This window comes from Salimicrobium halophilum (assembly GCF_900100295.1).
In the GTDB taxonomy this organism is placed as follows: Bacteria; Bacillota; Bacilli; order Bacillales; family Halobacillaceae; genus Salimicrobium; species Salimicrobium halophilum.
This window is the reverse complement of sequence record NZ_FNEV01000001.1, coordinates 414287-435498: the sequence shown is the minus strand read 5'-3', so window position 1 is coordinate 435498 and position 21212 is coordinate 414287. Positions and strand designations below refer to the sequence as shown.

Annotated in this window: 19 protein-coding genes; all 19 read left to right on the top strand. The window is 45.6% G+C overall.

The window, feature by feature from the left end; all coding sequences use genetic code 11:
* Positions 1 to 27: 27 nt before the first annotated feature.
* The 19 genes from BLQ44_RS02345 to BLQ44_RS02255 all read left to right on the top strand — a co-directional run bounded on the left by BLQ44_RS02345 (position 28) and on the right by BLQ44_RS02255 (position 21143).
* Positions 28 to 795, top strand: a complete 768-nt coding sequence (locus tag BLQ44_RS02345) for an isoprenyl transferase (protein WP_093191613.1) — start codon at positions 28 to 30, stop codon at positions 793 to 795.
* 11 nt (positions 796 to 806) lie between these two features.
* Positions 807 to 1598, top strand: a complete 792-nt coding sequence (locus BLQ44_RS02340; RefSeq protein WP_093191611.1) for a phosphatidate cytidylyltransferase — start codon at positions 807 to 809, stop codon at positions 1596 to 1598.
* A gap of 18 nt (positions 1599 to 1616) precedes the next feature.
* The gene (gene dxr, locus BLQ44_RS02335; RefSeq protein ID WP_093191609.1) at positions 1617 to 2762 is read left to right on the top strand and encodes a 1-deoxy-D-xylulose-5-phosphate reductoisomerase; all 1146 of its coding nucleotides are present in this window, start codon (positions 1617 to 1619) and stop codon (positions 2760 to 2762) included.
* A gap of 15 nt (positions 2763 to 2777) precedes the next feature.
* Positions 2778 to 4034 (top strand): RIP metalloprotease RseP, encoded by a 1257-nt coding sequence (gene rseP, locus BLQ44_RS02330; RefSeq protein WP_093191607.1) that lies wholly within the window; start codon positions 2778 to 2780, stop codon positions 4032 to 4034.
* A 112-nt stretch (positions 4035 to 4146) separates the two neighbouring features.
* Entirely contained in the window at positions 4147 to 5847 is a 1701-nt protein-coding gene (locus BLQ44_RS02325) for a proline--tRNA ligase (protein WP_093191604.1), read from the top strand.
* A gap of 56 nt (positions 5848 to 5903) precedes the next feature.
* Positions 5904 to 10193, top strand: a complete 4290-nt coding sequence (locus BLQ44_RS02320) for a PolC-type DNA polymerase III (protein ID WP_093191602.1) — start codon at positions 5904 to 5906, stop codon at positions 10191 to 10193.
* Between the two features lie 196 nt (positions 10194 to 10389).
* Positions 10390 to 10863 (top strand): ribosome maturation factor RimP, encoded by a 474-nt coding sequence (rimP, locus tag BLQ44_RS02315; RefSeq protein WP_093191599.1) that lies wholly within the window; start codon positions 10390 to 10392, stop codon positions 10861 to 10863.
* Positions 10864 to 10880: 17 nt separating this feature from the next.
* Positions 10881 to 11996, top strand: coding sequence for a transcription termination factor NusA (gene nusA / locus BLQ44_RS02310; RefSeq protein ID WP_093191597.1), 1116 nt, complete (start codon positions 10881 to 10883; stop codon positions 11994 to 11996).
* 19 nt (positions 11997 to 12015) lie between these two features.
* Positions 12016 to 12291 (top strand): RNase P modulator RnpM, encoded by a 276-nt coding sequence (gene rnpM / locus BLQ44_RS02305; protein ID WP_093191594.1) that lies wholly within the window; start codon positions 12016 to 12018, stop codon positions 12289 to 12291.
* Positions 12284 to 12601 carry a YlxQ family RNA-binding protein gene (locus BLQ44_RS02300; protein ID WP_093191592.1) on the top strand — a complete coding sequence of 106 codons (318 nt, stop codon included), beginning with the start codon at positions 12284 to 12286 and terminating at the stop codon, positions 12599 to 12601. Before rnpM ends, BLQ44_RS02300 begins: the two co-directional genes overlap by 8 nt.
* A 4-nt stretch (positions 12602 to 12605) precedes the next feature.
* The gene (gene infB / locus BLQ44_RS02295) at positions 12606 to 14642 is read left to right on the top strand and encodes a translation initiation factor IF-2 (RefSeq protein WP_093191589.1); all 2037 of its coding nucleotides are present in this window, start codon (positions 12606 to 12608) and stop codon (positions 14640 to 14642) included.
* The gene (locus BLQ44_RS02290) at positions 14639 to 14917 is read left to right on the top strand and encodes a DUF503 domain-containing protein (RefSeq protein WP_093191587.1); all 279 of its coding nucleotides are present in this window, start codon (positions 14639 to 14641) and stop codon (positions 14915 to 14917) included. Before infB ends, BLQ44_RS02290 begins: the two co-directional genes overlap by 4 nt.
* A 16-nt stretch (positions 14918 to 14933) precedes the next feature.
* Positions 14934 to 15287 (top strand): 30S ribosome-binding factor RbfA, encoded by a 354-nt coding sequence (gene rbfA, locus BLQ44_RS02285; RefSeq protein ID WP_093191585.1) that lies wholly within the window; start codon positions 14934 to 14936, stop codon positions 15285 to 15287.
* A 47-nt stretch (positions 15288 to 15334) separates the two neighbouring features.
* Positions 15335 to 16216, top strand: a complete 882-nt coding sequence (truB, locus tag BLQ44_RS02280) for a tRNA pseudouridine(55) synthase TruB (protein ID WP_093191583.1) — start codon at positions 15335 to 15337, stop codon at positions 16214 to 16216.
* 13 nt (positions 16217 to 16229) lie between these two features.
* Positions 16230 to 16991: an FAD synthetase family protein gene (locus BLQ44_RS02275; RefSeq protein WP_093191580.1), complete on the top strand. Its 762-nt coding sequence runs from the start codon at positions 16230 to 16232 to the stop codon at positions 16989 to 16991.
* Positions 16992 to 17122: 131 nt separating this feature from the next.
* Positions 17123 to 17392: a 30S ribosomal protein S15 gene (rpsO, locus tag BLQ44_RS02270; protein ID WP_093191578.1), complete on the top strand. Its 270-nt coding sequence runs from the start codon at positions 17123 to 17125 to the stop codon at positions 17390 to 17392.
* Between the two features lie 109 nt (positions 17393 to 17501).
* Positions 17502 to 19634 (top strand): polyribonucleotide nucleotidyltransferase, encoded by a 2133-nt coding sequence (gene pnp, locus BLQ44_RS02265; RefSeq protein WP_093191575.1) that lies wholly within the window; start codon positions 17502 to 17504, stop codon positions 19632 to 19634.
* 115 nt (positions 19635 to 19749) lie between these two features.
* Entirely contained in the window at positions 19750 to 20559 is an 810-nt protein-coding gene (locus BLQ44_RS02260; protein ID WP_093191573.1) for an NAD-binding protein, read from the top strand.
* On the top strand, positions 20550 to 21143 hold the full coding sequence (locus BLQ44_RS02255; RefSeq protein WP_093191570.1) for a dipicolinate synthase subunit B: 594 nt from the start codon (positions 20550 to 20552) through the stop codon (positions 21141 to 21143). Before BLQ44_RS02260 ends, BLQ44_RS02255 begins: the two co-directional genes overlap by 10 nt.
* The last annotated feature ends 69 nt before the right edge of the window (positions 21144 to 21212 follow it).

Sequence of the window (21212 nt, the reverse complement as noted above, 5' to 3'; positions counted from 1 at the left end):
TAGTGATTTAAGAAAAGGATGGTACTGATGCCACTGAAGATTCCATTTATGAATCGAAAACTTCCAAAATACGAAAAGCATCAAGATATAGAAATAGAAAAAGTACCGAACCATATAGCCATCATCATGGACGGAAACGGGAGGTGGGCAAAAGAGAAAAATCTTCCTCGCATTGCCGGCCACAAAGAAGGGATGGACGTTGTCAAGAAAGTTGTCCGCCACGCTTCAGATTTGGGAGTGCAGGTACTGACACTTTATGCTTTTTCGACAGAAAATTGGAAGCGGCCCAAAAAAGAAGTGGATTTCCTCATGAAACTTCCCGTCGATTTTCTGCAGACCTATCTACCGGAACTGATAGAAAAAAACGTGCGGGTTCAGACGATAGGAACGAAAGATTTATTGCCAAAACATACACAACAAGCGGTAGATGAAGCTATATATCGAACGAAGCATAACACAGGAATGGTATTGAACTTTGCATTGAACTATGGGAGTCGTCATGAAATCGTGGAAGTGACGAAACAATTAGCTGGTCAAGTGAAAGAGGGAGAGCTGGATCCTGAGGATATCACCGAAGACCTGTTCGAGGAGCACCTTTACACTTCTCACTTACATGAGCCTGACCTGTTGATTCGCACAAGTGGTGAGCAGCGATTAAGCAACTTCCTGTTATGGCAGCTGGCTTATGCGGAGTTCTGGTTTACGGATGTGTACTGGCCATCGTTCAATGAAGACACGCTTGAAGAAGCAATCAGAAACTATCAAAATCGGAAGCGTCGTTATGGCGGCGTATAAGGTGTGATTTGATGAAGCAACGTACAATTACAGCAATTATTGCAGGACTTATCTTTATTCCCATCGTACTTCTGGGAGGAACTCCTTTCACTTTATTTGTATACTTACTGGCAAGCATAGCAATATTTGAATTGATGAGAATGAAAAAAATCGCAAGGTATTCGGTATCTTCTCTTATCACTCTCCTATTCATGTGGTCGTTGATGTTGCCCGAAGCGATGCCTTATCACCTGAATGTGTTCGTTTCAAAATCAGAGCTCTCTTTACTCGCAGTGTTGCTGTTGTTAAGTTACACGGTGCTGGTGAATAATCGCTTCAGCTTTGATGATGCCGGTTTTGTACTTATTTCAGCCATCTATGTTGGGATGGGCTTTTACTATCTGATTGAGACAAGGCTGGATGGAGGTCTTGCTTACGTTTTTTATGCCCTGTTCGTTGTATGGGCGACAGATACAGGAGCTTATATATTCGGCAGATTGTTCGGGAAGAAAAAGCTTTGGCCGAAAATCAGTCCCAAGAAAACGGTGGAAGGAGCTCTCGGAGGAGTTGCTTTGGCCTGTGTCGTAGCTGTAGTATTCCAGCTCGTACATCCTCTGCACTCTTCGATGTTCCTGCTGATTCTCGTAACTATTTTAATATCTGTGACTGGGCAAATAGGGGACCTGGTAGAATCCGCATTTAAGCGTCATTATCTAGTGAAGGACTCCGGAAAAATCTTGCCGGGGCATGGCGGGGTTCTGGATCGTTTTGACAGCCTTATCTTCATGTTGCCGGTCTTACACTTAATTAATTTCATACCATAAGTAACAGGGAGCGTTTTTATGAAAAATATAGCATTATTAGGGGCTACTGGTTCGATAGGGGAACAAACGATAGACGTCATCCGTCAGCATAAAGATCAATTCTCTCTTTTTGCATTGGCATTCGGAAGAAACAGCCAGAAAGCTATTCCGATGATCCGGGAGTTTCAGCCGGAAATAGTTGTTGTCGGCAGCGAACAAGTCAGAAATGAAGTAGCCGAAGCTACGGGGCATGCTTCCATCTTCATCGGCGAAGAGGGAATGAAGGCGGCTAGTACAGCGGCAGAAGTGGATGTGTTAGTAAACGCAGTGATGGGCAGTGTAGGACTTCCTTCCACGTTAGCGGCGATAAGAGCACAGAAGACGATAGCCATAGCAAACAAAGAAACTCTGGTGACTGCCGGACACATCGTGATGGCGGAAGCGGAGAAGTATAATACGCCACTTATCCCAGTAGATAGTGAACATTCCGCCATCTTTCAGGCATTGAATGGAGAAAGACAGGAAGATGTAAGAAGACTGATCATTACCGCTTCCGGTGGAAGTTTCAGAGACAATTCAAGGGAAGAACTTGAAGGTGTAACAGTAAGGGATGCGCTGAATCATCCCAACTGGAGTATGGGAGCAAAGATTACCATCGACTCCGCTTCGATGATGAATAAAGGTCTTGAAGTAATTGAAGCGCATTGGCTTTTTGATATGCCTTATGATAAGATCCACGTACTTCAGCATAGAGAAAGTGTCATACACTCTCTCGTGGAATTTAAGGATAAGAGCGTCATGGCTCAGCTTGGGTCGCCGGATATGCGAGTACCTATTCAATATGCTTTGACCTATCCCAAAAGGTTGAGTTTTGATGACACAGAGTCTTTGGAGTTAGAAGAATTATCCAAGCTTAATTTTCAGAAAATGGATATGGAGCGTTTCCGGTGCTTAAAACTGGCGTTTGATGCCGGCAGGGCTGGTGGTTCCATGCCTACGGTACTGAACGCCGCTAATGAACAGGCAGTAGCGATGTTTTTAGAAGAAGAGATTTCGTTTCTCGATATTGAAACACTCGTAGAAAAATCTCTACAAGAGCATAAAAGTGTTTCAACCCCCTCTTTATCAGATATAATGGAGATTGATAAAGAAACGAGGGAACGTGTCAAACGTTATGTTAAATAAAGGAAGGTGCTTCATGTGACAACGGTTATTGCGTTCATACTCATGTTCGGTCTTCTTGTATTCGTCCATGAGTGGGGGCATCTGATCTTTGCTAAGAGAGCAGGGATGCTGGCCCGTGAGTTCGCTATCGGTTTTGGTCCGAAAGTGTTCTCTTTCATGAAGAATGAAACATTGTATACCATCCGTTTAATACCCGCAGGTGGATACGTGCGTGTTGCAGGAGAAGACCCTGAGATCATCGAATTGAAACCTGGTCATCATATCGGTCTTGAATTCGATGAAGCGGGGAAAGTGAAAAAGATCATCGTGAACAATAAAACGAAACATCCCGCAGCTAGAATCATCGAAGTCGAACACGCCGACCTTGATCATCGATTAGTTATCGAAGGGTACGAAATCGATGAGGATGAGAAATTGTTTTTCGAGGTGGATCCGAAAGCACTGTTCGTGATGGATGAAAAAGAAACACAGATTGCTCCCTACGACAGACAATTCGCATCCAAACCTAAGAGGCAGCGGGCCATGCAACTCTTCGCGGGACCGATGATGAACTTTGTACTGGCTATCGTTCTCTTCACTATTCTCGGATTTATCCAGGGGGTACCTGCGGAGGAAGCCAGATTCGGAGAAGTCCAGGAGAATTCTCCTGCCAGTGAAGCAGGATTCGAGCCCGGCGATGAAGTTCTTCAGGCCGAAGGGGAACAGGTGAAGACATGGGAAGACTTCACGATGATCGTGCAGGATCATCCAGGAGAAACTATGAATGTCACTTTAAGTCGAAATGGTTCTACGGAAGAAGTGGAAGTTACACCGAGAGCTATTGAAGCTCAAGACCAGACAATCGGTCAGGTCGGTGTGACGAGAGCTTTTGAGGATTCATTCGTAAAGAAACTGTCTTTTGGTTTCACACAAACATATGAATGGTCAACGCTCATACTCACGAATCTTGGTAAACTTGTCACGGGACAATTCTCTATAGATATGCTGTCAGGTCCTGTGGGGATTTACGATGCGACGGATCAGGTAGTGAAAACAGGGCTTACGAACTTTGTGATGTGGACGGCTGTTCTGAGCGTCAACCTGGGAATCGTCAATCTTATGCCGATCCCTGCCCTCGATGGTGGCAGGTTATTGTTTATCGGAGTGGAATTACTCCGAGGAAAGCCGGTCGATCCCCAAAAAGAAGGAGCTATTACTTTCATCGGCTTTGCGTTGTTGTTACTTCTGATGATCGTCGTGACCTGGAATGATATACAGCGTCTCTTTCTTTGATGTACCCCGAAGAGAGAGTAGTAGTATTTAAGTAAGACTTGTGCAATGATAATAAAAAGGGAAAGGGGTCTTTTGCCCCTTCCTCTTTTTCAAGTGAGGAGAGGTGTCAGGAATGAGACAAAGTAAAATGCTGGTTCCTACGTTGAAAGAAAATCCGTCTGATGCGGATATTGCCAGTCATCAACTATTAGTGAGAGCTGGTTACATAAGGCAATTGGCGTCTGGAATCTATACATTGTTACCTTTAGGCAAAAGAGTATTGTCGAAAATCGAAAAAGTGATCCGGGAGGAAATGGATCGTTCCGGTGCTCAGGAAATGCTGTTATCTGCCCTTCAGCCTGCCGAACTTTGGCAAGAAAGTGGTAGGTGGTATACGTATGGGCCGGAGTTGATGCGTATGAATGACCGGCATAACCGGGAATTCGCCTTAGGTGCGACGCATGAAGAGGCGATGACAAGCATCATCCGCGATGAGATAGGGTCCTATAAAAAGTTGCCGATGACACTTTACCAGATTCAAAATAAATTCAGAGATGAAAAACGTCCAAGGTTCGGACTGCTTCGTGGTCGTGAATTTCTCATGAAAGATGCTTATTCTTTCAATGAGTCTTACGAAAGCCTGGATGAAAGTTACCAGATGATGTTCGATGCGTATTGCCGTATATTTGAACGTCTTGGTCTGAATTACCGTGCTGTAATCGCTGACTCCGGCGCAATGGGAGGGAAAGAAACCCATGAATTCATGGTGCTGTCTGACGTTGGTGAAGACGTGATCGCTTATTCGGATACGTCGAAATATGCTGCGAACGTGGAGATGGCTCCAGTGGTACAAACTTATGAGAAATCTGCAGAAACTCCTTTGGAGAAAGAGAAAGTAGCGACCCCTGACCAGAAAACCATGCAGGAGGTAGCAGATTATTTGGACCATGGTCTTGATCAGGGTCTGAAATCCATCATGTTCGAAGTGGATGATAAGTACGTATTGGTCGTCACTCGGGGAGACCACGAAGTAAACGATGTTAAAGTGAAGAACCTCTATGATGCCAAAGTCGTGGAACTTGCATCCGAAGAAGATACGAAAAGACTGATGGGTGCCGGGTTCGGATCCCTTGGACCTATTGATGCGCCTGAAGAAGTTGAGGTTGTTGCAGACCATGCGGTAGAAGCAATGGTCAACATTACTTGTGGCGCGAATGATGAAGGCTTCCATTATAAAAATGTAACACCAGGCAACGATTTTGCACCTGATCGGTACGCAGATATGAGATTTATCGAAGAAGGAGATCCATCTCCGGACGGGAAAGGGATTATACAGTTCGCACGTGGAATCGAGGTAGGCCATGTGTTCAAGTTGGGATCTTTCTACGCGGAAAATATGGGCGCGACGTTCCTTGATAATAGTGGTAAATCCCAGACGATGGTCATGGGTTCTTATGGAATAGGGGTCTCCCGAACTCTTGCAGCCATGGTTGAACAGTTTCATGATGACCAGGGCATTGTCTGGCCGAACCAGGTCGCTCCGTATCAAGTCCATGTACTTTCTCTCAATCCGAAAAAAGAAGAGCAGCGCGTTCTCGCGGATAAAATCTATGCTGATCTCTTGGCAGAAGGCCTTGAGGTATTATATGATGATCGTCCGGAGCGTGCAGGCGTTAAATTTGCGGACAGTGACTTGATCGGAATCCCTGTGCGGATCATTGTCGGTAAAAAGGCCGGAGAAGAAATTGTAGAAATGAAGAGAAGAGATAGTGATTCAAAAGAAGAACTATCTTATGACTCTGTGGTGGAAGAAATAAAAAATCAACTGGCATAAATGTATACCCTTGCTCTTGCAGCAGGGGTATTGTTGCCGTTAGGGAGGAAAACACGTTGAGCGTCGGCAATCAGGAGAAAATGCATTATCTGATTGAGCAACTGCAGCTACCGGAGGATGCACGTAAGTATTTTACAGACAGTGAATTGCGTAAGCTTTCGGTTTACAAAGCGGAAAAGAGATGGCATTTTCATTTCTATTTTCCAGGCGTGTTACCTGCAGCTGTTTATGAACTCTTTACTAATAGCCTGGAGGCTACTTTCAAATCTCTCGCTTCCGTAACTTGGGAAAGCGAAGTGGCTTCTTCCTTTGACAAAGATACATTGCTGGACTACTGGCTTTTATTCACGCGGATGATGACTTCCATGTCTCCAGCCTATAAAGATTACGTATGCGAACAAAAACCAGAAATTGACGGTAATAAGATTATGTTAACATGCAGGAATGAAGCGGAAGGCGAAGCGATTAAGAAGAAACTACAAGAACCGTTCCGCTCCTTTTGTCGGGCTGCCGGTCTTCCTTCCTGTCAACTTCTTGTGCGTCTCGAAGAACAGGGAGAAGCCGTCCATAAGTTCAAAGAGGAACGCAAACAGGAAGACCAGCTTCTTATGCAGAAAGCTGTAAAAGAAAAAGAAGAGAAGGAGAAAGAGAAGGAGACGGAAGCTCCTCAGGGTCCTGTGGAGATCGGTTACAAGATTCAGGATGAGGCAGTTCCGATGACTTCAATTGAGGAAGAAGAACGCCGGATCATTCTTCAGGGGTATATCTTTGATGCCGAAATCAAAGAACTTCGCTCCGGACGTCACCTGCTATTATTGAAAGTCACGGATTACACCGACTCTTTCTCGGTGAAAATGTTCTCCCGTGGGGATGACCAGGCGGCATCTTTTAAACAGGTGAAATCCGGTATGTGGGTGAAGATGCGTGGTAGTATCCAAACCGATAACTTCACCAATGAACTTACCATGATGGCGAATGACATCAATGAAGTGAAAGCCGTCAAACGAATGGACAAGGCTCCTGAAGGGGAAAAACGAGTAGAGCTGCACGCTCATACGACGATGAGCCAGATGGATGCTCCTGTATCTCCATCACGACTAATAAAACAAGCAGCTGATTGGGGCCATCAAGCCATTGCCATCACAGATCATGCTGCAGCCCAAGCCTTCCCGGAAGCCCATGCTGCCGGAGAGAAACACGGGGTTCAGATCCTCTATGGACTAGAAGCGAACCTCGTGAATGACGGGGTGCCTATCGCTTATGAGCCGGAAGATCGTCCTTTGAAAGATGCCACATACATCGTATTCGACGTTGAGACTACAGGCCTATCTGCCGTATATGATAAAATTATCGAACTAGCTGCGGTGAAGGTGAAGGAAGGCGAAATCATGGACCGTTTCGAGTCTTTCGCCAACCCCCACCAGCCGTTATCGGAAACGACCGTTGAATTGACAGGAATCACGGATGATATGGTGAAAGATGCACCTGAGATAGACGAGGTTTTGAAAGACTTTAAGGAATGGACAGCCGACGATATACTCGTCGCTCATAATGCAAGTTTTGACATGGGCTTTTTGAATACCGGATATGAATCTGTCGGGCTTGAAAAATCGACGAACCCGGTCATCGATACTCTCGAACTTGCTAGATTCCTGCTTCCCGAACTGAAAAACCACCGTCTGAATACACTTTGTAAGAAATTCGATATCGAACTGACACAGCACCACCGTGCGATTTACGATGCGGAAGCCACTGGTTATCTATTGTGGAAGCTGATCAAGAAAGCGATCGAGGAAAAACAGATCGAGAATCACATTAATCTGAATGATTATATGGGCGAGGGGAAAGCCTATCAGCGCTCGAGACCCAGTCACTGTACCATTCTTGCCAAAAACGACACTGGACTGAAGAATTTATACCGTCTTATTTCAGAGTCTCACATCGATTACTTTTACCGTGTACCGAGGATTCCGCGCTCCCGTCTCACGCTTCACAGAGAAGGATTGATTGTAGGGTCTGGTTGTGACAAAGGGGAACTCTTCGAAACGATGATGCAGAAGTCGGAAGAAGAAGCGGAAAAAGTAGCGGATTTTTATGATTACATTGAAATTCAGCCGGTCGGTAATTACGCCCATCTGATCGAAAAGGATATCATTCAGACCGAAGCGCAAATCTACGATATCCTTAAGAAATTGACGAAGCTGGGCGAGAAGTTGAATAAGCCTGTGACGGCAACTGGAAATACACATTACATTGATAAACATGAAAAACTGTACAGACAGGTCCTGATCGCTTCTCAAAGCGGAAATCCGCTGAATCGTCAGACGTTACCGGATGTCCATTTCAAAACGACGGAAGACATGCTTGAAGAATTTTCATTCTTAGGGGAAGAGAAAGCGAAAGAAGTGGTAGTGACCAACACCCAAAAGATTGCAGAGTTGATGGAAGAAGTGCATCCTGTGAAAGAAGACTTGTACACTCCGAATATCGAAGGGGCCGATCAGGAGATACGGGATATGTCCTATAACAAAGCGAAAGGGCTGTACGGAGATGATCTCCCGGATCTCGTCGTGAATCGCCTTGAGCGTGAACTGGAGAGTATTATAGGGAACGGGTTTGCTGTCATCTATCTGATCTCCCAGAAACTCGTTACAAAATCTCTGGAAGATGGCTACCTTGTCGGCTCTCGTGGTTCTGTAGGCTCTTCTTTTGTCGCAACGATGACCGACATTACGGAAGTGAATCCGCTTCCTCCGCATTATGTATGCCCGAATTGCCGCCATCATGAATTCTTCACGGATGGCAGCGTGGGAAGTGGGTTCGACCTGCCAGAGAAGAACTGTCCGGAATGCGGGACGACTTATAACAATGATGGTCAGGATATACCCTTTGAAACGTTTCTCGGTTTCAAAGGAGATAAAGTACCGGATATCGACTTGAACTTTTCCGGGGAATATCAGCCAATAGCACATGATTATACGAAAGAACTGTTCGGAGAAGAAAAAGTGTACCGTGCAGGTACAATCGGTACTGTCGCGGAAAAAACGGCCTATGGGTATGCGAAAGGGTACGCTTCCGATCACCAACTGCAATATAAAGGCGCGGAAATCGATCGCATCGTTCAGGGATGTACAGGCGTTAAGCGTACGACCGGTCAGCACCCTGGTGGTATCATCGTTGTGCCTGATGACAAGGAGATCTATGATTTCTCTCCTATCCAGTTCCCAGCCGATGATACGGAATCGAATTGGCGTACCACTCACTTCGACTTCCACTCTATCCATGATAACCTTCTGAAGTTGGACATTCTCGGTCACGATGACCCGACGATGATCCGTATGCTTCAGGATTTATCCGGGATCGAGCCGGATGACATTCCGGTAGATGATGAAGAAGTGATGAAGATTTTCGGCGGTCCTGAAGTTCTCGGTGTTACTGCCGATCAGATCAATTGTAAAACGGGTACGCTCGGGGTTCCGGAGTTCGGGACGAAATTCGTGCGTCAGATGCTCGAAGATACGAAACCGAAAACCTTCGCCGAACTTGTCATCATATCCGGCCTCTCCCACGGCTCGGATGTCTGGCTCGGGAACGCCGATCAACTGATCAGTGACGGCATATGTACATTGCCTGAGGTGATTGGTTGTCGTGACGACATTATGGTTTATCTTATGCACAAAGGTCTCGAGCCGGGACTGGCTTTCAAGATCATGGAGTTCGTCCGTAAAGGGCGTGGTCTGGAAGATGAGTGGATTGAAGAGATGAAAAAGCACGGAGTACCTGATTGGTACATTGAATCATGCAAAAAGATCAAGTACATGTTCCCGAAAGCTCACGCTGCTGCGTATGTGCTGATGGCTGTGAGGATCGCTTATTTCAAAGTCCACCATCCGATTTACTTTTACGCTGCCTATTTTACTGTAAGAGCCAGTGATTTCGAACTGGACACGATGGTGAAAGGTTCAGCAGCCATCCGGTCCCGGATCGACAACATCCAGGAGAAGGGACTGGACGCGACGCCGAAAGAGAAGAGTCTCCTGACCGTTCTTGAACTTGCACTCGAAATGTGTGAGCGGGGATACAGCTTCAAGAGTGTGGATCTGTACGGTTCCACAGCTTCAGAATTTCTTGTTGATGGAGATGCCCTGATTCCCCCTTTCAACGCAGTAGACGGTCTTGGTACGAACGCAGCGCTCAACATCGTGAAAGCGAGAGAAGACGGCGAATTTCTATCGAAGCAGGATTTGAGAGAAAGAAGTAGAATTTCGAAAACCGTTCTGGAATATCTCGACGATCATGGCTGCCTTTCCGGTATGCCGGACGAGAACCAGCTCTCTCTGTTCTAGTCCAGTTGCGTGAAGGTAAAATCTGTGATATATTAATTATGGTTCGAAACGTGATAGCAAGTGAGGAGAAAGAGTGGGGAAACGCCCACTCTTTTGTTTCTATTTTGAACGGTCCTTGCTTAATGCTGCCGCTATGATAATGATCATAGCGGTTTCTCATGAATAAAAGAAAATAAGTCGTAAGGAGGTCGTGTGATTGAGCCAGGACGTTATCAAAGTTGCAGAGCGATTAGTCATGCCGATCTTACAGGATCTTGATGCTGAATTAGTGGATGTCGTATTTGAACAGGAAGGGAAGAATTGGTTCCTCCGTGTGTTCATCGACAAAGAAGAAGGAATTGATATTGAAGAGTGTGGTATTGTTTCTGAACGATTAAGTGAACAACTCGATAAAGAGGATCCCATTGAGTATCCTTATTTTCTCGATGTGTCTTCACCAGGAGCAGAAAGGCCACTAAAAAAGAAAGAAGATTTCCTCAAGTACGTCGGAGAATACGTATATATGAAGCTTTATGAACCTGTGGACGGTGAAAAAGAATTTGAAGGAACGCTTCGTTCTTTTTCGGCAGACATTGCAGAAGTAGAGATTAGAATTAAAACTAGAAGAAAAACATTAGAAGTGCCATTTGATAAGATAGCAAAAGCTCATTTGGCCGTTACGTTCAATTAATAAAGGGGTGGATTCAGGTGAGTCAACAGTTGTTTGATGCCATGAATTATTTGGAAAAAGAAAAAGGCATCGATAAAGATCTATTATTAGAAGCATTAGAAGCGGCATTGATTTCTGCTTATAAAAAGAATTTCAACTCGGCTACGAATGTGCGTGTGAGCATTAATGAAGAAGAAGGAAGCATGAAAGTGTTTGCTCAGAAGACGGTAGTGGCTGAAGTGGAGGATATCCAGCAGGAGATTTCAGTCGAAGAAGCCAAACAGCTCAATGTCAATTATGATGTTGATGATGTAGTGGAAGTGGAAGTGACACCTGCAGATTTCGGAAGAATAGCTGCTCAGGCAGCCAAGCAGGTTGTCACCCAGCGCGTCAGGGAAGCCGAGCGGGGCATCATTTACGGCGAATATGCAGATCGTGAAGAAGATATCATGACAGGAATCATCCAAAGAAAAGACAACCGGTTTGTCTATATCAACCTTGGTAAGTTGGAAGCACGTCTGCCTGAGGGTGAACAGATGCCTACAGAAACGTATAACGTTCATGACAGGCTTAAAGTATTCGTGACGAAAGTGGAAAACAACAATAAAGGACCTCATGTCTACGTTTCACGGACTCATCCCAATTTGTTGAAACGTCTCTTCGAAATGGAAGTTCCTGAAATTTACGACGGGACAGTAGAAGTGATCTCTGTAGCTCGTGAAGCAGGAGACAGGTCCAAAATTTCCGTATATGCGGAGGACCAGGAAATCGATCCGGTCGGTTCGTGTGTAGGACAACGCGGACAACGTGTCCAGACGATCGTCGATGAACTGAAGGGAGAAAAGATTGATATCGTACAGTGGTCAGAAGATCCGGTTGCTTACGTTACCAATGCCCTCAGCCCATCTAAAGTGATGAAGGTACTTGTAGACGAAGAAGAGCAGGCTACGACAGTGATCGTACCTGATTACCAGCTCTCTCTCGCTATCGGAAAACGGGGGCAAAATGCCAGACTGGCTGCTAAACTGACGGGATGGAAGATTGATATCAAGAGTGAAACGGAAGCCAGGGAAGAAGGTATGCTCAATGATTCGGATGAGGATCTTGAGGAAGAGGAACTGTTAGAAGAAACCGACATCCCTGAAGAAGATTGAATTAAAAGGGGGAACGGTCATGCCTAAGCAGAAAAAGAAAACTCCTTTACGCAAATGTGTAGTCACACAGGAAATGAAACCGAAACAACAGCTGATCCGCGTAGTCCGGAACAAAGAAGGGCAAGTATTCGTGGATCCTACCGGCAAGAAAAATGGACGTGGAGCTTATATTTCAAGAAGCATCGATGCCATAAATAAAGCCGAAGATCAGGGGATGTTAGCCCGTCATCTGAACGCGAGCATCGACGCCGGAGTGTTCGAAGAACTGAGGACACAAGTGAACAGCGATGGGTAAAAGTACGTATCTGGATTTTTTAGGTCTGGCAATGCGGGCAGGGAAGCTGACGCTCGGTGAAGAATCCATTGTCAAAGATATTCAAAGTAAACGTGCTAAACTTGTCTTAGTTGCCGAAGACACAGGCAAACAAACCAAAAAAAAGCTGATGGATAAATGCAGCTATTATCATATACCGATTTTTGAAGTGGATGATCGTCAAACGATCTCTCAAGCTATCGGGAAATCAGGACGAGTCGCGATCGCAGTAGTAGATGTGGGATTTGCAAAGAAAATGCAGTCGTTACTCGATGAAATTAATCGGGGGTGAAAGTATGAGTAAAATGAGAATTTACGAATACGCCAAGAAGAACAACGTGGAAAATAAAAAAGTGATTGAAGCACTTCAGGAAATGGGTGTGGATGTGTCTAACCATATGTCCGCCATCACTGAAGAAACTCAGAGCAAGCTGGATGAAACTTTCAATCCGTCCACAAAGAAAGAAGAACAACCGCCAAAAGAGAAAAAGGCGAAGAAAAAGAAAAGCAACAACCAGAAAGCGAAAAATAAGCAGGAAGCGAATAAGCAGCAGGAGAGAAAACCGAAGAAAAAAGAAACCCCTTCGAAGGTTACGTATGAGGGTACACTTACGGTCAGTGAACTTGCCGAAAAGCTGAACAAGGATTCTTCCGAGATTTTGAAGAAGCTATTGCTTATGGGAGTCATGGCTAACAAAAACCAGACACTCGACAGTGATACGATCGAATTGATCGGTGATGAGTTCGGTGTAGAAGTGGAAGAGAAAGAAACGGTCGATGAAACGGACATTGAAAACCTTACGTTTGATGATGACCCGGAAGACCTTGTAGAACGTCCGGCAGTCGTAACGATCATGGGGCACGTCGACCACGGGAAAACGACGCTTCTCGACTCTATCCGTGATACTAAGGTCACAGCCGGAGAAGCAGGGGGTATCACCCAGCATATCGGTGCCTATCAGATTGAAGAAAACGGCAAGAAGGTTACGTTCCTTGATACACCGGGACACGCTGCTTTTACAAGCATGCGCTCTCGAGGAGCACAGGTTACGGATGTTGCTATTCTAGTCGTTGCGGCAGACGACGGAGTTATGCCTCAGACAAGAGAAGCGATTTCTCACGCAAAGGCTGCTGAAGTTCCTATTATCGTAGCAGTGAATAAGATGGACGTAGAAGGTGCCAACCCTGACCGTGTTATGCAGGAGTTAATGCAATTTGAACTCGTAGCTGAAGATTACGGTGGGGAAACGATTTTTGTGAAATTGTCTGCCCTCCAGGGAGAAGGCATCGATGATTTACTTGAGATGATCACGCTGGTTTCAGAGATGGAAGAACTGAAGGCTAACCCGAACCGCCCTGCATTCGGTACTGTAATCGAAGCAGAACTCGATAAAGGCAGAGGTCCTGTAGCTACACTGCTCGTACAAAACGGTACCCTTCATGTAGGGGATTCTGTGGTTGTCGGTAACACATATGGGCGTGTCCGTGCGATGGTCAATGATATCGGACGTCGGGTGAAAGAAGCTGAACCTTCCATGCCGGTAGAGGTGACAGGGTTGAATGATGTCCCGCATGCCGGAGACCGCTTCCTCGCCTTCGAAGACGAGAAGAAAGCCAAGTCCGTAGGGGAAGCCAGAAAGCAGCAGAAAATCGAAGAGGAAAGACGCTCTACTCAAAAAGTGAGCCTCGACGATTTGTTCGATCAGATCCAGCAAGGGGAACTGAAAGAAATCAACCTCATTCTGAAAGCTGACGTACAAGGGTCCGTCGAAGCTCTTGCCGGTTCCCTCGAGAAAATCGAGGTGGAAGACGTCAAGGTGAATATCATTCATACTGGTGTCGGAGCTATTACGGAATCAGACGTTTCTCTTGCTTCCGCTTCCAACGGTGTGATCATCGGGTTCAACGTACGCCCTGATGGTAACGCCAGAAAATCTGCAGAGTCCGAGAATGTCGAGATCAGACTTCATAACGTCATTTACAAGGCGATTGAAGAGATCGAAGCGGCAATGAAAGGGATGCTCGACCCTGAATTCGAAGAGAAGATCATCGGTCAGGTCGAAGTGCGTGAAATCTTCAAGGTTTCTAAGATCGGTACTATCGCAGGTTCGTACGTAACGGATGGAAAAGTATCCAGAAATGCCGGAATCCGAGTGATTCGTGACGGGGTTGTCATATACGAAGGAGAAATCGATCAGTTGAAACGATTTAAGGATGACGCAAAAGAAGTAGCTCAGGGCTACGAATGCGGAATCACAATCAAGAACTTCAATGATCTTAAAGTAGGGGACATTATCGAACCATACGTCTTGGAAGAAGTCGAGCGCGCGTGATCGTAAGCGCGGAAGTGGATGGAATGGTTACAGGTGCGCAGTCGCTCAAAGAAAAACGAGCGGTTCTGCGCCGCATTCAATCCAGAGTCCAAAACGAGTTCAATGTTTCCATCAGTGAAATCGGGTTTCAAAACGTCTGGCAACGTACGAGGCTGGGAATCGTCAATGTTTCTCACGATTATACGAAAGCGGAGCAAACAATACAGAAAGTGCTTCACTTCATTGATTCTTTTCCAGAGTTTGAACGAACGGACACGGTGGTAGAACGATTGTAAGAAGGCAGGTGAAAGTATGAGTGATTTAAGAGCAAACCGCGTAGCGGAACAGATAAAGAAAGAGCTCGGGGATATTATCAGTAAAAAGATCAAAGACCCCCGCATAGGCTTTGTAACGGTAACGGACGTAGATGTTACCGGAGATTTACAGCAGGCGAAAGTATTTATAACGGTGCTCGGAAGTGAAGAAGAAACCCACGATACGCTTGCCGGCCTTGCAAAAGCAAAAGGCTTCATCCGTTCAGAGATCGGACGGAGAATCAGGCTTCGTAAGACACCTGAGATTATGTTCGAAGTTGATGAAGCTGTAGAGCGAGGGAACCGTATCGAGTCCCTGTTGAAAGAACTGAATGATACGAATGAAGCGTAACCCTGGTTTCCGACCCGGGGTTACCTTTTATTAGGGGGTTATTATAGATGGATGGTATACTGCCTTTGTGGAAGCCAAAGGGTCTGACCTCTCATGATTGTGTGTTTAAAGTAAGGAAAATCGCTCAAACAAAGAAAGTCGGTCATACAGGGACCCTTGACCCGGAAGTGGAAGGCGTACTCCCTTTGTGTCTTGGAAAAGCGACGAAGCTTGTTCCATTTCTCACGGATACCTTGAAAACGTACGAGGCTGTCGTGAGTCTCGGAACTTCTACAGAAACAGAAGATGCCACTGGAGAAGTGGTAGAAAGAGCGGAAGTTCCAGTGTTCTCAGAGGAATCCCTCAGGGATGTATTATCTTCTTTCACTGGAGAGATAACTCAAGTTCCTCCTATGTATTCGGCTGTTAAAGTCAAAGGGCGTCGTTTATATGAATATGCAAGAGAAGGTTTAGAAGTCGAAAGACCGGAAAGGGTCGTCCGCATTCATGAAATTTCTTTTCTTGGAAAGCAAGAGGAACATACCTTTAAAATAAGAGTGGTTTGCTCGAAAGGCACGTACATACGAACGCTTTGTGTTGATATAGGGAAAGCTCTCGGAGTTCCTGCACATATGAAAGAGCTGGTACGAACAGGAACAGGGGACTTTCAGGAAAAAGATTGCATCAGACTCGAGGATTTGGACGTTTCAACGATTACAAAAGAGTTAATGCCAATGCAACGAGCTGTTTCCCATTTGCCGGAATGGGAAGTGACAGAGGAAGAAGCTGAATTGATCGAGAATGGACAAAGATTTTCTGTTCCGGAAAATTGGAAAGAAGGAACCGTTCATTCTGCCGTTTTTAATGGTGAGCTTTTGGCTCTGTATCAGGATCATCCGGAAAAGCCTGGTTTGATAAAGCCGGTTCGTGTATTTGGCAGGAAACAATGAAGCGGGTGAAATAATGAAGGTATTGAGGATTAATGATTACAGAAGAACGAGGGAATTGGTGGAGCCGAGCGTAGTGGCCGTCGGTTTCTTTGATGGTGTGCATAAAGGACACCAGCACGTGATTTTGAAAGCAAAAGAAATTGCGGAACAAACAGGGGAAAAATGGGGGGTCATGACTTTCGATCCTCACCCCTCTGTAGTACTGAAAGGCGTTTCCAACGCCCGTTACTTGACACCTTTACCTGTAAAAGAGAAACTAATCGAAGATCTTGGCGCTGATTATTTGTTTATCGTGCCTTTCACTAAAGAGCTTGCTTCTCTTAGCCCTAAACGTTTCGTCGATGAATTCTTTGCAGGGTTACGAATTTCTCATGTCGTAGCTGGTTTCGACTTCTCTTTTGGTCATAAAGGCAAAGGGAGCATGGAAATCATCGACGAATTGGCTGATAATCAGTTTTCCACTACGACCGTAAAAAAAGTGGAGGAGAGTGCTGAGAAGATAAGCTCCACGCGTATCCGCCACTTGCTCGATGCAGGGGAGATCTCCAAGGTCAATGAGCTCTTAGGACGTCCGTATGAAGTCCGAGGAACACATTCAGTCGACGGGGTCATCGATATCCCTTCGTATTATCACTTGCCTCTTGAAGGAATGTATCAGGCAAACGCAGAGGAAGAAACGGTGACTGTGACAATCAGGCAGAATCAAATATTCTTGGATGAGTCGCTTTCAAAGGAAGGCGAAGAAATAAACATAGCTTTCCTCGAAAAATTGTGAAAATGAAGCAAATGGTTGCATTTTTCTCTGGTTTTGTGTACGATTTAAATTGAACCTTCGCTGGGCGTGGCGATTCACCGACGTGCGCTTGGGGATAGGGAATGTAAAAGAATTTAGGAGGTGGAGCTATAATGGCTTTAACTAAAGAACGTAAAAATGAGATTATTGAACAGTACAAGACTCACGAGAATGATACGGGGTCTGCAGAAGTTCAAATCGCTGTATTGACAGAACAGATCACTACTCTTAACAATCACTTGCGTTACCACAAGCAGGATCATCACTCCCGTCGTGGTTTGCTGAAAATGGTTGGTAAGCGTCGTAACTTGTTGAACTATCTACGTAACAAAGATATTACACGTTACCGTGAGGTAGTCCAGAGTCTTGGACTTCGTCGCTAACGTATGGTCAAAAAGCGGGAGAGATCCCGCTTTTTCTGTATGTTTACATAGGTTTTGGTTAAGCTGATGTTAACCAATATCCATAAAATGGAGAGGAGTACAATCTTCTATGACAGCTGAAAAACAAGTATTTTCAATCGATATTGCCGGACAGACGTTGTCCGTAGAAATAGGCGAAATGGCAAAACAGGCGAATGGAGCTGCGATGATCAGTTACGGGGATACATCCGTCCTGTCGACAGCTACCGGTTCTAAAGAGCCGAAGGACCTGCCATTTTTCCCTTTGACGATCAATTATGAAGAAAGACTTTACGCGGTAGGAAAAATACCCGGAGGTTTCATCAAACGTGAGGGGCGCCCGAGCGATAAGGCGGTACTTACTGCCCGTTTGATCGATCGTCCGATCAGACCGTTGTTCCCGGACGGCTTTCGAAACGATGTGCAAGTAATCAATACGGTTATGAGCGTAGACCAGGACTGCTCTTCTGAGATAGCGGCAATGATCGGGTCTTCTATTGCTCTTGGTGTGTCTAACATCCCATTTGGCGGTCCGATAGCAGGCGTCGTAGTCGGTCGTGTAGACGGAGAATTCGTCATTAACCCGACGATCGAACAGCAGAAGTCGAGTGACATCGATCTGACTGTCGCCGGAACTAAGGATGCGGTCAACATGGTAGAGGCAGGCGCTCTCGAAGTACCGGAAGAAGATATGCTTGAAGCGATCATGTTCGGTCACGAAGAAATCAAACGTCTTGTCGAATTCCAGGAAGAAATCGTTCAGGCCGTAGGAAAAGAGAAGATGGAAGTGGAACTTCTCTCAAACGATGAGCAGCTGGAACAGAAGGCTGAAAGAGAAGCCAAAGCATCCATCGTCGAAGCCATAAAAATCAACGATAAAAAAGAACGCGAAGAAGCAATTGATAAAGCCAAAAAAGAGTACCTCGAAAAACTCGAGGCAGAAGAGATGGAAGAGGAAGAACTTGAACAAATGAAATCCATCCTCGACGATATCGTAAAGGCGGAAGTCCGCCGTCTCATCACAAAAGAGAAACTGAGACCGGATGGCCGTGCTCCTCACGAAATCCGTCCTTTGAGTTCACGTGTCGATGTACTACCGAGAACACATGGCTCCGGGATGTTCACAAGAGGTCAAACGCAGGCGCTCAGCGTGTGTACTCTTGGCGCGCTAGGGGAAGTGCAAATTCTGGACGGGCTAGACCTTGAAGAGTCTAAGCGTTTCATGCACCATTACAACTTCCCGAATTTCTCTGTAGGAGAAACAGGGCCGATCCGTGGACCTGGTCGTCGTGAAATCGGTCACGGAGCACTCGGTGAACGTGCTCTTGAGGTTGTTATTCCTTCTGAAGAAGAATTCCCGTATACAATCCGACTTGTTTCCGAAGTACTCGAGTCCAACGGCTCCACATCCCAGGCAAGTATTTGTGCAAGTACATTGGCTATGATGGATGCAGGTGTACCGATCAAAGCTCCCGTAGCAGGTATCGCCATGGGTCTGGTGAAATCCGGAGATGACTATACGATTTTAACTGATATTCAAGGAATGGAAGACTTCCTAGGGGACATGGACTTTAAAGTGGCAGGAACGGAAAAAGGGGTAACGGCTCTTCAGATGGATATCAAGATCGAAGGACTCTCCCGTGAGATTCTTAAAGAAGCACTAGAGCAGGCGAAGAAAGGACGCATGGATATTCTTGGTCATATGCTCGGTGTTATTTCCGAACCGAGAAACGAACTGTCCTCATACGCTCCGAAAATCATGAAGATGTCCATCAATCCGGATAAGATTCGTGACGTAATCGGACCGAGCGGCAAACAGATCAATAAGATCATCGAAGAGACCGGTGTTAAAATTGATATTGAGCAGGACGGAACGGTGTTCATTTCCTCTGAAGACAGTGCAATGAATGAAAACGCTAAGAAAGTCATCGAAGATATCGTACGTGAAGTGGAAGTCGGAGAAGTATACGATGGTACAGTGAAACGCGTAGAGAAATTCGGAGCTTTCGTCGAATTGTTCAAAGGAAAAGAAGGCCTTGTCCATATCTCTGAACTTGCAGAGGAACACATCAAGAAAACGGAAGATGTGGCCAATGTAGGAGACAAGCTCACAGTGAAAGTGAAAGAAATCGATAAGCAGGGAAGAATAAATCTTTCCAGAAAAGCCATTCTGCTCGACGAGAAAGAAAAAGAGCAAAAGAGTGAACCGCAGCAATCCGAATAACTCAGAAGTGAACTGGAGGAATCCAGTTCATTTTTTTGTTTAAAGCCTCTTAGGTGTAGCACTTCGCCTACTTTTCTCATAAGATGCAGAAAGTTAGGTAAAGGAGCACTCTATTATGGTCTGTCCTGAAAAAATACTCGTTCTTGGTGATGGAAAACGACAGAAAGAAATGAGGAAGTATTGGAAGGTAAGGGGAGTTACCGTCTGGAACGAAGAGGACTCCTTCTCTCCTGAAGAATTGGCAGCTATCGTATTTCCGGTGAAGGTCACTCATGATACAGATCGATATGTGAAGTTGCTATCAAAAATTTCAGCAAGTTGTATTGTGTGTACGGGAATACTGACCGAGGAAATGAACCGGTTGCAAGAGAAGACAGGAAAAACGATTATTCCTCTTATGGAAATGGATAGTGTGGCTATTGAAAATTCAATCCCTACTGCAGAAGGGATTCTTCAGTACGTCATGGAGCATACCGAGAAAACGATCCATCGGTCTGATATTCTGGTCGTCGGGTATGGCAGGGTGGGGGAAACGCTGGTTCACAGGCTTTTGGCTCTTCAGGCGAAGGTGACAGTACTCACCAAAGAAGAGAAAGATATTGCAAGAGCTAAAGAAAGAGGGGCCGATGCAAGGGAACCTGATTCCTTTTCCCCTGGGCCATATGATGTCGTCATTAACACGGCGCCTGCTTTGACTGTCGATAAACGGCTGATGGATTTTCTGGAAGGTGAAGCGGTCATTTTTGATGCGGCTTCTGCCCCTGGGGGAGTAGATAGGGAAGAAGCGGAAAAACAGGAGATACAAACCTTTCACATTCTTGGGATACCAGAAAAAACATCCCCGGTGACAGCTGGAGAAGTCATTTGCAGAGCTGTAGAACGCTTATTGGAAAAGACTACAAGGAGGTCGGAGGAATGGAATTGAAAGGGAAACGAATCGGGTTCGGGATAACGGGATCCCACTGTACGTATGACGAAATCTTTCCAGTTCTTGAAGAGATGGTGAGAAAAGGAGCGGAAGTCATTCCTTTCTTATCGTTTACGATGCAATCTACAGACACCAAATTCGGCGAAGCTAAAAAGCATGTGGAGAAGATAGAGACGATCACTGGTAGAAAAGCGGTGAGGACTATTCCTGATGCGGAACCTTTCGGACCAAAAACCCCTCTTGATTGTATGATCATAGCGCCGCTGACGGGCAATTCGACGAGTAAATTGGCGAATGCGTTAACTGATTCCCCTGTATTGATGGCAGCGAAAGCTACGCTCCGAATTGGGCGCCCTATCGTATTAGCCATCTCCACAAACGATGCGTTAGGATTAAATGGTGTCAATGTTATGAAACTTATGGCAACCAAGAACATATACTTTGTTCCCTTTGGTCAGGATCACCCGTTCAAGAAACCGAATTCTCTCGTGTCAGACATGAGTCTGGTACCGGAAACAGTCGAACACGCACTCGAAGGAAAGCAACGACAGCCGGTCTTAATTGAACGTTATTCCCTCTGACGATAAGCGGAAAAGTATGATAAAATAACAAAATAGTGGCACTGTAGTCTATTTTCAAAATTATTTGTA